Source organism: Clostridium sp. CM039, from assembly GCF_055081075.1.
Map to the genome: position 1 here is coordinate 1452046 of NZ_CM143649.1, position 14145 is coordinate 1466190.

Genomic DNA, 14145 nt, shown 5'->3' on the forward strand with positions numbered 1-14145 from the left:
CAGGCTATATTATTTCAGTAATTGATATTCTAACATCTAAATTTTAAATAATATCCACCTACAAGTACCCATCTCATACTTTAGCTCATATAACTTTTCAGCTCCGTCAATTACACTCTGACACTTATAAATAATCATAATATTACCTGCCAATTTCTCAACTCACCTTTCTTAAAACATTTGCTTCTATAACTTTGTTACATTTTTTCTAATTTACAAATCTATAAAATTAACACATTCTTTAATAGCCTGCTTTCTAATTACAAAAAATAATCCAACTTGGATTAAAACTACTAATAAGGATAATCCACAAGCAAATAAAAATGATACATTTGAAAACGCCCAAACATTAGTAGTCATTATTGACTTAAATAAAAATAAGGTGATAATAGTTCCTAGTGTTACTGGAACAAAGTATATTAAAGCAACTTGCATTGATATAATTGATTTTATCTTAGTTTTTCTTACTCCAAGGAATGTAATATTTTTATATACTAACTTATCTTGCCACATTGTATTTAATATTTTAAGACCGATTGTCATAATTGCTGAAACAATTGCGATTATAGAAATATATAGAGTAAGCAATAAATAAACAGCAAAATCAGAAATGCCACTATTAAATATGTGATATCTTGAATATGGTGTAAATCCCCACAATCTATTTGCCTTAAAGCTATTTTCTTTATACTCCTTATATTCATAGTTTACTGGTTCGTTTGGTCTTTGTGCTCTTATTCTATCAAATATAACCCCGGTGCTATAGTTTGGACACCATTTCCCTACGCTAGCATTAACTATTGAATCAAATAATGCATTACTAAAAACACCTGTTTCCCTCCAATTTGGTGTATTGAATATATATGTTTTAAATATACATTCCTCTTTTGTTTCGCTTCGCAACTTATTAAACAAAGCGGTATCCATAACACAAAAACTTTTTCGATCAAATAGTGTATCCGGATTCATAATCTTATCAATAAATTTTATTCCTTTATTATTAAGAGTGAATTCTTTTTTGGTAGTAGGATTTAGTAGAGTTATAGGCCCAATAGATTGTGAGTGATATTTACTTGAATCACTATTTTCGTCAGCAGATATAATAGTAACATAAGAACCTGGATCAATATCGAATTTTTTGCCAGTAAGTTTATATACAGTTTCTTCACTTACAAAATTGATAGGGGCCCATTCATTATATTTTTTAAAGTACTCACCTAAAATGATTGTATCAAACTTCTTGAAGTCCTTAAGTGTAACATTATTATCTATTGCTAATTTTTTTATATCACTTTCATTAAAATTTCCTTGTTGAAATCCTACTTTAACCATATAATCATAAGGATCAACATAGATTGTACTTAAAATACCCGATATCATTGGAACGGAAGTAAAAGCAACACCGAAAATCCCAACTCCAATTAGAATAGTCGATACAAATAATGGTAAAGTATATTGTTTTCCCTTTGATTTTATCAAATTAAAAAACACAATATTTTTATAATAATAGCTAGGACTAATTTTTTTAAACAAAACACCTATTGATGTAATCTGTACTATTAATAAATACAACCCCACTAAAGATGCAATTAAAAAATATGGCATATTTCTTGAAGTAAATAGAATGATTCCTACAGGTATCATTACTATACCAATTAAACCCAAAACGAAACTATCACCTTTAGTATCCTCGACCTGTTCTTCAGCCTTAAGTATCTTTATTATGTCTATCTTTTTAATATATCGTGAAGTTAGTACTCTAGTAATAATCATGCATAAAGCTGAAAATAAAATTGCAATAGCTATTCCAGTCCATCCAATAGAAAAAGCTGTTTCTTCTGTTTTTAGAAAGAAGGTTAAAACAGTCCAGCTTAGCCATGAAATTAATATTGAAAAGAGTAATCCCAATAATGTAGCTGCTAGGAAAATTATATTCAGCTCTTTTATAACAATTTTCCTTACATTTTTACGTCTGATTCCAAGAGAAATGAAAACACCTATTTCCCTTGACTTATATCTTATAAATAACGAATAAGCATATATTACAAATACAAATGTTCCTATTAGTGTAAATGCAAACATGCTTAACGTAATTTGTTGCGTCGAACCACCATCCATGAGTACTTTGGTAACCGTTGGACTAAATTGGAGAATGCCATATCCCCCAATCATTGTAACTGCAAATATGATTGATGAAATAAACAAAGCATATTCCTTTATGTTATTTTTAAATAGCTTTCTAACAATAGCGTTAAGCGTCATAAGTCTCACCATTTATTCCCTTCATGAAAGTTAGAATGTCATTTAAAAATTCCCGCGGAGAGGTAGTTCTAATAAGTTCTTTAACAATGTGTCCGTCTGTAAGAGCTACTACTCTATCACAATATGATGCTGCAAAGGCATCGTGTGTAACCATAAATACTGTTGCTCCTAAGTTTTTCTTAGCATCCATGAATGCCTTTATTACCGCTAAGCTAGACTTTGAATCCAGATTACCTGTTGGTTCATCTGCCAAAAGAACTAAGGGCTTATTCGCGAGTGCCCTCGCTATTGCAACTCTTTGTTTTTCTCCACCTGATATTTCGTTAGGATATTTATTTTTTATCGTTTCTATTGTGAAATTTTCCATAAGTTCTTCTGTTCTTTTCATCATTTTATTCATATCCTTACTGGCAATAATTTGGGGCAGAAATATGTTTTCAAGTACTGTAAGTCCATTAACCAGCATATAATCCTGAAATACAAATCCTAATTTATTCTGTCTCACATCTGCAAGCCTATCCTCATTAACATTTAAAATATTTACTCCATCCAAAAGAATTTGACCCGAATCTGCATGTATAAATCCTGATATACAATTGAGCAGTGTGGTTTTACCACTACCAGACGGCCCCATAACAGCCACAAATTCGCCTTCATTAACTTTCAAATCAATATCCCTAAGAGCAATATATTCACCACCCTTTGATACATAAGTCTTCTTTAAACTCTTTACTTCTAACATTTTTTCTCCTCCTCATTCTATATTATAAGGAAATATTAGCATGTTAATATGCGAAGTTCAATCTCATAAATTGAGGTGTTGTAACGCTTGGTAGTTATTTTGTAACGTTTGGTAATGTTTGTGGAAATCTCATAATTAACGCTGTATAAATTGTAAAATACTACTGTTAAATCATGTTATAATATTATTAGAGTAAATTTGTAAACACCTCAAAAGTCATTTCGTAATCAACATCATATTGGGAATTTTTGAAATTTACCAACTTTATTAAGATCTTTTTTGAAAATATAAGAAATTTTAAAAATTTTTCTTAAAATATTGGAGGAACAACGTTTATGTTACAAATTGCTATATGTGAAGACGAATTTAAACAAAGAAATATGCTGAAAAATATTCTGGCAGGCCAGATTAAAGAAAACAACCTTGATGCTAAAATAAACGATTATGAAAGCGGAGAACAGCTTATAAATACCATAAAAAACAATTCATATAAATTTGATATAATATTTTTAGATATTCAAATGAAAAAGATATCAGGAATAGATACTGCCAAAATAATCAGAAAAACAAATAAAATTGCTATAATTATTTTTGTAACAGGACTTATGGAATATGTATTCGAAGGCTATAACGTCAGAGCCTTCAATTACATACTAAAACCTTTTAAAATTGACAAAATAGCTAAGGTATTTAAAGAAGCTCTCGATAGTTTGGATATGATAAATAGTGATGTGTATATAATAAATTTCAAAGATAAAACTCATAAAATTAACTTTTTCGATATTGTGTATTTTTTTAGTGATAAGAGGATTATTAGACTAATCTGTAAGCAGGGCGAATATGAATTTTATTCAAAGCTTGATGATGTAGAAAAAGAACTTATTAATAGAAATTTTATACGCTGTCACCAAAGATATTTAATAAACTTAACTAATATAAATAGCATTGAGCAAAATCATGCTATTACTACAATTGGATACAACGTTCCAATAAGTAGAAACAGATATAAAAAAACTTTAATAACGTTTGCAAAACAAATACTGAGGTAGGGTGCTTTATGAAGATAATTGCAGTTATTATTCCAATCATTATTTTAATTATTATTTCGTTTATAGAAACAATTATTTTATTTAAATTACTTAATGCATTTTTAACGAAAAGAGACTCGAAAATGTTTTCTGCATTAAATTTTTTTGCCTTATTTGTGATGTGTATGATACCTATTATGTCAGGAGATATCGAAAATATTATATATTCATTTGTTATCTACTTGATTATAGGATTAATCTTTTATAAAGACGTAAAAATAAAAAGGATTTGTGCCGTGTCCATGGTTTCAACTATCTCTGTAAGTGTGAAAATGTTGGCTGCTAGAATAGCTTCTTTTTTCCCAATCTACAAATATAGATTTAATGACATAATTGAATCTTCTTTAAGAGTTCTGATTTTTATTTTAATATATTTTGCTCTTTATAAGGTTGTATTATGGGCTAAAGAAATTTTATCTAGCAAAATATGGGCACTCATATGTATTATGTCTTTAGCTACCTTCATCTCCATTGTTTTTAGCATTGTTCCTTTTATATTTAAAGTAACCACCTTTTACAACCTCATTGTCATTACGATAATGACTTTATATATTTTTGGCATTATTGCTACGTTTTATGTTATTAAAGAAATTGCTTTAGGTTCCGAAGCTGACTCCTTAAATAAACAATTAGTAATGCAGATGGAACATTATATGGATATAGAAGAAAATCAGAATATCACAAAGAAAATATTGCATGATATGAAAAATCACTTAGGGGTTATAAACTCATTTTTGTATGAGGGGAACATTGAAGATGCAAGGCATTACCTTGGCAATGTGACAGAAAGTATAAGCTCTATGTCAATTCATACATTTTGTGAGAATAAAGTAGTAAATTCAATTTTAAATAACAAACACAAAACGCTTATTGATTTGGGTATAAATGTTAACATAAATATTTATGTTCCTGAGCAATTAAATATTTCTCAACCAGATTTATCTAGCATGTTCTCTAATACTATTGATAACGCAATAGATGCATGTTCAAAAATACAAGATAAAAACTCCAGATTTATAAATATTAAGTCAAATACAGATAAAGGATATTTTGTTTATGAGGTTGAAAACTCAAAGATAAATCAGATAAAAGTAAATGGCCTGAGATTTATCACTAATAAAAAAAATAACCTAATACATGGATATGGCGTGGATATCATTAGAACTGTGGTATCTAAATATAGCGGGGATATTGATACAGAATGCACAGATAATACTTTTAAAATAACACTTTTTATAAAGGTGTAAAGATTTTTACTAATATTTAAATAACCATCTGCTGTTGTGTGAATTCTTGCACAAAATGCCTTTGCCAAGAACTATAGCTTACAATGTGCCTAGCATGACTTATTACATTGAAAGTATTATATCTACCTTGGTTTTAACAAAATAGCAATTTCAATAAACTTTATGGCTATTAGTTAGCGTTCGTCTGTAGTATACTAAATTAACTAATAAAAGAGCAAAATTTTTGCTCTCAATTTTAAAATATGGCTATGTTTTAAAAGAGTGTTGAAAATATAGAGATTTTTAAGGGAAACCATTTTGAACTGCCCCTGTCAAGTAGACAGTGGAAATAATTAAAGATTTTATGTAAGGCGTCTATCATTTGGTAGGCGCTTTATTTATGCTGCATTACCTAATAGATATCGCTGATATTCCATTGGTGTCATGCACTTTAAACGTTTTTGATAACGTCTATTATTATAATATTCTATATAGTCTTCAATCGATTTCTTTAAGCTTTCATAGTCTTCAAATTTATGAAGATAATACATTTCTGTTTTTAAGATTCCCCAAAATCCTTCCATTGGACCATTATCAATACAATGCCCAACCCTCGACATGCTCTGTATCATTCCAGCTTTTTTTAGTTTTTCTTTAAATATTTTTGAAGTATACTGGAAACCTCGGTCACTATGAAATATTGGTTTAGCATCAGGGTATACTTTAACAGCAAGATTAAAGGTTTGATAAACCAATTGGTTATTATTAGAATGACCAATGACATATGAAACAATACTTCTATCACCTAAATCAAATATTGCACTTAGATAAGCCTTTTGTCCACTTCTCCCATATTTAAACTCGGTTACATCTGTAAGCCATTTTTTATTGACTTGTTCTGCTTTAAAATTTCTATCCAAAATATTTTCTGCAGTAACTTCAGGAGTTGACTTAATATAATTATATCTTTTTTTTCTGCATACGGATTTTAATCCTAATATCTGCATCAGACGATAAATTCGTTTATAATTAACTTTTTTATTATATTCTCTACGGATTTTAATCGTCATCTGGCGATAGCCTAAGATACCGTCTTTTTCCTCATATAACTCACAAATAAGCTTTAATAATTCTTCGTTTTTCAATACTCGGTTACTTTTTTCTCTGTGTAGCCATTTATAATATGCAGAATGGCTAACGCCGCCTATAATGCACAACTCAGTTATAGGAAATTTATCTTTGTTAGATAATTCTTGGATTGCAAGATAAGTATCTTCGTATCTAGCTTCGCTTAATATCGCCTTCTTTCTATCTCTTGGATTTTTTTTAGAAGAGCATTCTCCATCCGTAATCTTCTATTTTGTGCTTCTAAAAGCTTGTATTGAGCTTTTAGCTTTTCATCTTCTGTCATTAACTCTTCAGCCTTTGGCTTTCCACGTCGGTCCAAAAGCCCTTCAATACCAAACTGATTATACTTCTTCATCCAGGTATAAATCTGAGGATAAGATACCTTATATTTTTCAACAGTTTTATTATAACTGTTATTGTTTTCAATACAGTACTTTATGATTTCAATGCGTTCAATATAAGAAGTTTTGCGTCCTTTGGTCATGATTATTTTTCCTCCTGTTCCAGAAGATTTTATGTTTTCATGACCATTATACTTCTTTATCCAATTGCATAAAACTGTATTTGACGAAATATGATACTTAATGCATAAATCATTCAGTGAGCCATGCCCATCAAGATATTCTTTTACAATGTTAATCTTGATTTTGGCAGTATAAGAAGTATTTTTGCTAGAATGTTTTAACCCAGCTTCACCTTCTGATTTATATCGTATTACCCATTTTTGAAAAGAACTCTTATGTACTTGAAGTTTGTTGCATAAACTTAACATACTAGCTTTTCCATTTAAATATGATGTTACAGCCTTAATTTTTTGTTGGTCTGATATAGTTGATTTTCTTCCCATAAAAAAATAGCCCTCCTTATAGTAAACAGTTTTATTATTTTAACTGTCTACCATAAGGGGAGCATATCATTTGATTTCCCTTGTTTTGCTTTTTAAATCAGATAAATTGAAATTTATTTTAAAAAAGTTAACATTACTGTATCAACTAATGCAACAATCACAAAAACAATCACAAAAACAATAATTCCTTTCAAGAATGAACTAATGTGCTTTTTAGGATTTTTATATGCAATATCTAATTTTTCTGTTCCTTTAAATCTTACTCTTTTTGTATTTCTCCACCAAATCATATCAATAAAGAAAAAATCAAAAGCATTAAGAACCTCACCTAAAATAAAGATATTTATAAAATTTTGTTTCCAACTATCAGTTCTTATAATAAATCCAAATAAAAACAACACTATAGAGAATATAAAAACATTTGATATAAACGACATATGAGAACTTTTCCTTACAATTTTATTTTTCAACCTATCATTATTGATTATTATGCCTTGTATTTCATCTGGGTATGAACCAAAACTTTTAATATTTTTTTCGTCACTTCCAGTTCCTAAAAAGCAAATTACGAAAAAGATTAAACATAAAATAATGCTTTCTATTAACAATCCCATTACATCACTTCCTATCTCTATAAGTCAAATAAAAATTAATTTTACAATATCATAATTGTGCACTAAATTATATCATATTTGAATAATAATTACATAATCAATTCCAATATAAATGTACACTAAACAAAAATAGGTTCTCTTTCTTTGAAATCTGATATTTTAGTATAAGCGTGGGCTACATTACATTGAACCATAAAATTTTTGATTTTAATAACTTCTTTATCTTCTTCAAATAGTTGCAACCATTTGAACCAGTACATATAATTGCTGATATATTAAGTTGCAACACCATTAAACTTATCCATCCACTTTTCCAATTTGCTGTGTACAGCATTAATGTGTTGAATATGGTAAATTCCTTCTTTGTGTTTCCCTCTTTTTATTCGCTTATGTTCCAATGAAAAATCTTTAGTAAATTGAACATAACCCTTATGACTATCGGTACAAAGGATAGAGTTATCCCCTATACGACCTTCATAGAGCCTTTCTAACTCTTGGTGTGTCATTCTACCTTTACATAGTAACTCCATAATTAAATTACCTTGTCTATCAATGGCACTAGCAATACACACTTGCTTGTTAGAAATACCTCTTTTTTTAACTTATTTACCTCTCTTACGAGATTTTGTCGGCATTTTAGAAGGTTTTGTACCTTTGAAACTCTCTTCGAAGAATACTTCATCAGCCTCAATTACACCATCAACAGATCCTACACCAAAAAATGACTTAATGCAATCAAGTATTTTATGTCTCCAAAAGAAACTTGTTGCAATGTTAATCTCTACAATTTTAGCACTCTTTCTAATAGAGTAACCTGCAATCATACATTTAGCATATTTAAGCCATTTATCTAATGGTTTCTTACTCTTATAAGTAGCAGAGTTTGTAAAATCGGTGAAAGTTTTATTGCAAGACTTACAAATATATCAAATTTCAACACTAAATTAAAACAAAGCCTAAAATATAAGTAAATTGCAAACTAGAAATGCCGTAAATTTTATCTCTATAGTAATTAGTTATATTCATTCACATTTTATAGATCATCCATTTACAACTTCTAACTTCAAATTTAAGTTCATATATTTTTTCTATACCTGCTATAATACTTTGACACCTAAATACTAACATTTCATTTCCAGCCAATTTTTCCTTATCCCTGGTTATGACCCTGTCTACTTTCACTACAGAATTGGAGTCATCTAGATTTTCGAATCTAAATTTCAAAGGATGAATAATACCCTTTTTATCAAACCAACAAATCATTTCGATAGGTTTTGCGATTATTTTCATAATAAATTACACCACCATTATATATTTAGTTTTCTCCATATATAAACCAATATTGTACAAAACTATTAATTGCTAAATTCCTTACCATTTCTACAGGTAATGCTAAAACCTTCATTTATTATAAACCTCCTCAAAGTATTGCGCTCATTAATGGATAATCTTCCTCACCATCTGCCATTCCACCACACATACTATTTAGTCCTGAATGAAGAAAACAAGACCGAACTACAGCTTTTGGCCCATATTTTAATCTTATTTTATCAACGGTATCATTTATCTTTTTATCTTTTTCATAATCAAAACTATCTAGTAACGAACACTGATAAAGCTCATTACTACAAAAGTCTGTGATATGTATCCCCAAGTGTCTTATTGGATTACCTTTCCAAACATTATCAAATAAATAGCATGCTATTTCATATATTTTGCGAGTAGAGTCAGTTGCTACATCTACTTTCTTTTGACGAGAATAAAATATTAAGTCACTACCCCTGACGCTTATACTTATCACAGTACAACAATTGTGTGAATCTCTTAAACGCATGGAAACTGTTTCACACAAGGATAGTAATACTTTATGAGCCGTGTCTTTATCTTCCACATCAAAGGCTATTGTTGTAGAATTGCCTATACCCTTCACTTTAATATAATTGCTCTTGCGGACTTCTGAAAACTCGATGCCATTGGCGTAATTCCAAATAACTTGACCGTGACTCTTTAATTTATTCTTTAAAATATCTAAATTATAATTTGCTAATTCCCCAATGGTATTAATATTTAAATTGTACAATTTAGGTGCTGTCGCTCTACCTACCATAAATAAATCTTCAACAGGTAATGGCCACATTTTATCTTTTATTTCATTTTGGAAAAGTGTGTGAATTCTATCTGGCTTCTTAAAATCTGAAGCTACCTTTGCAAGCAGTTTGTTATTTGATATCCCTATGTTCACTGTAAACCCAAGCTCATTCTTTATCCTCTCTTTTATAGTTTCAGCGAGTTTCAAATAGTCAGGATATAAATGTTCCATATTAGAAAAATCCAAAAAACTTTCATCAACTGAAAAACGCTGAATAATTGGAGTGTATTCTAAAAATATTTGATGCATAGCCTCGCTACATTTCATATATAATGAATATCTTGGAGGTACAATTATTATTCCAGGACACTTAGCCCTAGCACTATATAAAGTCTCGCCTGTGTGAATATCAAATTTTTTAGCAGGCATTGATTTAGTTAAAACAATTCCATGCCTGCTTTCTTCATCTCCGCCTACTACAGATGGTACTGTTCTAAGATCTAACTGCTCACCTTGTTGAAGTCTATACGCAGCTTCCCATGAGAGATAGGCACTATTTGCGTCAATATGAAATATTAATTTACTCATAGCATAAATCATCTTCCTTTTTATTAATCTTATTTACTCATATTAGAACATCAGTTCGTTATATTTATTATATACTACTTGCTTACTTTTTAAAAGCAAATTTGGGATAGCATACGCAAAAATATTATTTCGTAGTTAATGAAAATTTCAGATTATTTTTATAATCTCAAGTTTTAAATTCTTATGTAACCATTTAATATTTGGTTAAAATCATACATTCTTTTTAATATCCAATTTACGGTAATAATAGTATAATTAAATAATTGTATTAGTCGCAACAGTAGATTATTGTGAAGTAAACATTATTTATATAATGCGTGGATAAATCCGAATTGTTGGGAGAGATGTACATGAATATTTTAGTAAGTGCCTGTGTAATAGGACAAAACTGCAAATATAATGGCGGAAATAATTTGAATAGAAGTGTAGTTGAATTTATACAAAGACATACTGTGATTGAAATATGTCCTGAACTGCTGACAGGTATGAAATGCCCAAGGGCATGTGCTGAGATAGTAAACGGCATTGTAATGTCTGAGAATGGTGAGAATGTAGATGCAGAATATCGCAAAGGAGTAGAACTTGCAATGGAGAAAATTAAGGGACAAAAGATAGATTTAGCAATATTACAGTCAAGAAGTCCTACTTGTGGTGTAAACACTATCTATGATGGGTCTTTTAGTGGTACTTTAATTGAGGGGCATGGTTTATTTACTGAAGCCATCATTGAAAAAGGTATTAGGGTAGTAGACTCCAATAATTTTTAAGTTTACTCAATTCGTAAGTTACTACTTATGGAAATGAAACCGGTTATGAGCACAACCTATAGTAAACTAATTGAACAATATTCTTATATTACTGTGCGACAAGAAGTCGCTAATTAGTAGTGTTTCGTGATAAACTGCGTTACCGGTAGTGAGGCACGCTGTAGTTAAATATACGAATAGTCCTGATGATGGTAGTTTAAAAGAATATTTTGAAAAAAGAGATAAGAAAGATTTCATAAATGATACTGTTTCGACCAGAATGAAGTTAGCAAAACTCAGTAATTACAAATGTAGAGTGTGTAAACAATCATTAGTTGGAGAAGAGTCTTTAAATATTAATCATGTTGTACCTACTAAATTAGGCGGTGATGAAAGGTATGACAACTTGGAATTATTACATCAAAAACAATCAAGTGGAACCCTAACAGCAAAGAAGGATACAAACTGATTAAGAAGGCTTTCAAAAAGTTCAAATACCAACTTGTTTGAGGTAAAGAGAGGGCTTGAGCCGCATGTGTGGAAACACACAAGTACGGTTCTTAGAGGGGAAAGGAGCCGTAAGGCTTCCTACCTAATGGAATCACACCATTTTTTTGAATAAATACTTATATTCTATCAAAATATAATCTACATATTTGTTCAAATTCATCTGATTTATCAACTAATTCCATTAACTTAGATAATAATAATTTTTTATCTGAGAAAATGGCGTTGTAATCATTTATGAACTTAACTTTGCTTAAATTTTCATTATGAAGCTTAATTGAATTTTCTAATAAAAACGTCTTAAAATTTTCAAAACCTTCATATGAAAATCGCGATATACAAAACAATTCTAAATTGTCATCTTGTTCTATTCCAAGCTTTTCTAGTGCTCTACAAACTCCTATAAATAGCATTCTTTGTTTATTCTCTAATTCAAATAACCGTTTGCTAATATCAGCATTATTCATTTTATAGGAACCTCCAACTTATAATCTTAGCTAAAAATTTATTTTTATTCATTTAATATTCCCCCTATTGGATATGTTGCATTCGCATTATAACATACATAAATTAAAAATTATGCCGAAATATAGCTAGTGTTTATAAAAATAGGGTATTTGTGACAACTTGCATAACCCAATGGTACAATATTCCTATGAGTTGCGTCAGATTAATAAAAAATTATGTACCAAATAAGATTTTAATGGAGGGTAAAATGATAAATGCTAATGAATCCAAAGAAGTATTAATTAATATGTTAAGTGAATCAAAGTTTGATTTTAATAATCCAAATTCTAAATTGGCATTGGAAATTTTTAAAAAGTTTTTTAGTATCAAAGTTGATTGTGCTGATGATGGTCTGTTGTTTCAATGTGGAGTAGAAGAAGTTAAAGGTGAAGCCTTATTTTATTCGGAGTTTGTTAGACAATTTACTTTTGAGTTAGATGATGGAGAATATAACGGTATGGAGCAATTAAGACTTACAATATACTTTAAACCCAATGCTAAATTACAAGGGTTAGATACAAATTTATGGGAATACGACTGCAACTCTGTAGAAGAATTTTTTAACAAAGTTGAAAATATGGATAATTTTAAAATACCTTTTGAGAAATATGTACCATTGAAATGTGAAGTTGAACAGAGCGGAGTTTAAGTACTAATTATTTAATATCAGAAGGTCAAGGCATATTTAATATAAAAGCAAAGGATAGATTGGAGTTTAATACTTTAATGGTATAATTTTTCTACGGATTAAGTCGCAACTCTAATCTATTATGAAGAAAGTAGGGGGTACAAATTTATGTTATATAATATAGTAGGAGCAATTTTTACTATTCTAGCAATTGGGGGAGGAATTTATACCTTAAATAATAAAAACTAACGCCTTTTTATCAGCGTCAGTCATATCAGAACATATAGGTTTATCTTTATTACTTTGCTTAGCTAATACTCATTGCTCATATTATTACTAACTCCATATATCAGCCTCTTTACTTTTTGAGCGATTAATTGTTGAAAAATCCACCCTTGAGAAAACATAGGTTGATAATAGTAAAAACACGATCCCAAAAATGATTACAATCGCCATGCTAATAAGAGGTGTAATTACAAAATCCCCTATTTTAAAAGCAAGCTGTTCCGCAACCATTTGATCGGTTGTTAAAGACGTCTTTTCCAGTATGATAGTTCTAAAAAATGCTGTTGTATATGTCATTGGATTGAGATAAGCAACATATTGCATTGTTTTTGGTAACATTGAAAGCGGAATATATGCGCCACAAAGGAATGTCATCGGCATTGTTATCGCCGTTATTACAATTTGAAAAGTTTGTGAATTTTTAACCAGAGCTGCTAAAAACAATCCTAACCCCGAAAACACAAGTCCAACAACAATCATCACGCAGATTACCGCAAATGGTGTTATCCAGGATGTGAATTTAAGCCCTATAAAATAACCAATGATTAGAATAATAATACCCTGCATGGTTGCTATTGTTGCTGCTGATAATAGCTGACCCGCGGCAATCTGAATTCGTTTAACAGGACTTACTAGCACCTCCTTCATAAATCCCGAAACAATATCTTCAATTGTACTTGTCGCAATAGTAAGGGAAGTTTGAAAGACGGTCGTTATTACAATACCTGCGAGCATATAGTTTACTGGATTTTGAATATTGTCATTTTTAAATATCGAACTAAACACATATAAAAAGAAGAATGGCATGATAATCGTGAAAACAAGCTGAACACGATTGCGAACAAAAATTTTAATGTTTCTAAACCATAAAGCTAATATAATATCCAT

General features: G+C 29.8%; 14 protein-coding genes and 1 pseudogene. 5 read left to right on the forward strand and 10 right to left on the reverse strand.

Translation table 11 applies throughout. From position 1 onward, the window contains the following. Positions 1–213 precede the first annotated feature (213 nt). Entirely contained in the window at positions 214–2274 is a 2061-nt protein-coding gene (locus ACWJJ2_RS06835; protein WP_462954064.1) for an FtsX-like permease family protein, read from the reverse strand. After that, positions 2252–3004: an ABC transporter ATP-binding protein gene (locus tag ACWJJ2_RS06840; protein WP_462954065.1), complete on the reverse strand. Its 753-nt coding sequence runs from the start codon at positions 3002–3004 to the stop codon at positions 2252–2254. Before ACWJJ2_RS06840 ends, ACWJJ2_RS06835 begins: the two co-directional genes overlap by 23 nt. Before the next feature lie 335 nt (positions 3005–3339). On the opposite strand from ACWJJ2_RS06840, the gene ACWJJ2_RS06845 reads away from it, so the two are divergent. Then, positions 3340–4053 carry a LytR/AlgR family response regulator transcription factor gene (locus ACWJJ2_RS06845; protein WP_462954066.1) on the forward strand — a complete coding sequence of 238 codons (714 nt, stop codon included), beginning with the start codon at positions 3340–3342 and terminating at the stop codon, positions 4051–4053. A gap of 8 nt (positions 4054–4061) precedes the next feature. After that, positions 4062–5339 (forward strand): sensor histidine kinase, encoded by a 1278-nt coding sequence (locus ACWJJ2_RS06850; protein ID WP_462954067.1) that lies wholly within the window; start codon positions 4062–4064, stop codon positions 5337–5339. Positions 5340–5716: 377 nt separating this feature from the next. On the opposite strand, the gene ACWJJ2_RS06855 is transcribed toward ACWJJ2_RS06850, so the two are convergent. The 6 genes and pseudogenes from ACWJJ2_RS06855 to ACWJJ2_RS06880 all read right to left on the reverse strand — a co-directional run bounded on the left by ACWJJ2_RS06855 (position 5717) and on the right by ACWJJ2_RS06880 (position 10584). Continuing rightward, positions 5717–6535, reverse strand: a complete 819-nt coding sequence (locus ACWJJ2_RS06855; protein WP_253198320.1) for an IS3 family transposase — start codon at positions 6533–6535, stop codon at positions 5717–5719. A 74-nt stretch (positions 6536–6609) separates the two neighbouring features. After that, a complete protein-coding gene (locus ACWJJ2_RS06860; protein ID WP_258280590.1) occupies positions 6610–7293 on the reverse strand; it encodes a helix-turn-helix domain-containing protein in 684 nt (227 codons plus the stop codon). Positions 7294–7406: 113 nt separating this feature from the next. Further along, positions 7407–7907 (reverse strand): hypothetical protein, encoded by a 501-nt coding sequence (locus ACWJJ2_RS06865; RefSeq protein WP_462954068.1) that lies wholly within the window; start codon positions 7905–7907, stop codon positions 7407–7409. Positions 7908–8026: 119 nt separating this feature from the next. Further along, positions 8027–8833 (reverse strand): annotated as a pseudogene (locus ACWJJ2_RS06870) (IS1595 family transposase); the annotation flags it as partial. Between the two features lie 100 nt (positions 8834–8933). Further along, positions 8934–9197: a hypothetical protein gene (locus ACWJJ2_RS06875; RefSeq protein ID WP_165414698.1), complete on the reverse strand. Its 264-nt coding sequence runs from the start codon at positions 9195–9197 to the stop codon at positions 8934–8936. A gap of 130 nt (positions 9198–9327) precedes the next feature. Then, a complete protein-coding gene (locus tag ACWJJ2_RS06880; protein WP_462954069.1) occupies positions 9328–10584 on the reverse strand; it encodes a Y-family DNA polymerase in 1257 nt (418 codons plus the stop codon). Between the two features lie 350 nt (positions 10585–10934). On the opposite strand from ACWJJ2_RS06880, the gene ACWJJ2_RS06885 reads away from it, so the two are divergent. Together ACWJJ2_RS06885 and ACWJJ2_RS06890 are read left to right on the forward strand one after the other, a co-directional pair. Further along, positions 10935–11351, forward strand: a complete 417-nt coding sequence (locus tag ACWJJ2_RS06885; protein WP_220320224.1) for a 2-thiouracil desulfurase family protein — start codon at positions 10935–10937, stop codon at positions 11349–11351. A 148-nt stretch (positions 11352–11499) separates the two neighbouring features. After that, positions 11500–11799, forward strand: a complete 300-nt coding sequence (locus tag ACWJJ2_RS06890; RefSeq protein ID WP_216303830.1) for an HNH endonuclease — start codon at positions 11500–11502, stop codon at positions 11797–11799. 157 nt (positions 11800–11956) lie between these two features. On the opposite strand, the gene ACWJJ2_RS06895 is transcribed toward ACWJJ2_RS06890, so the two are convergent. Next, complete coding sequence (locus ACWJJ2_RS06895; RefSeq protein WP_462954070.1) at positions 11957–12304, reverse strand: hypothetical protein; 348 nt, start codon at positions 12302–12304, stop codon at positions 11957–11959. Positions 12305–12552: 248 nt separating this feature from the next. On the opposite strand from ACWJJ2_RS06895, the gene ACWJJ2_RS06900 reads away from it, so the two are divergent. Next, positions 12553–12993 carry a hypothetical protein gene (locus tag ACWJJ2_RS06900; RefSeq protein ID WP_216303828.1) on the forward strand — a complete coding sequence of 147 codons (441 nt, stop codon included), beginning with the start codon at positions 12553–12555 and terminating at the stop codon, positions 12991–12993. A gap of 315 nt (positions 12994–13308) precedes the next feature. Here the strand turns inward: ACWJJ2_RS06900 and ACWJJ2_RS06905 are convergent, their stop codons facing one another. Next, positions 13309–14145 (reverse strand): ABC transporter permease, encoded by an 837-nt coding sequence (locus tag ACWJJ2_RS06905; protein ID WP_220320225.1) that lies wholly within the window; start codon positions 14143–14145, stop codon positions 13309–13311.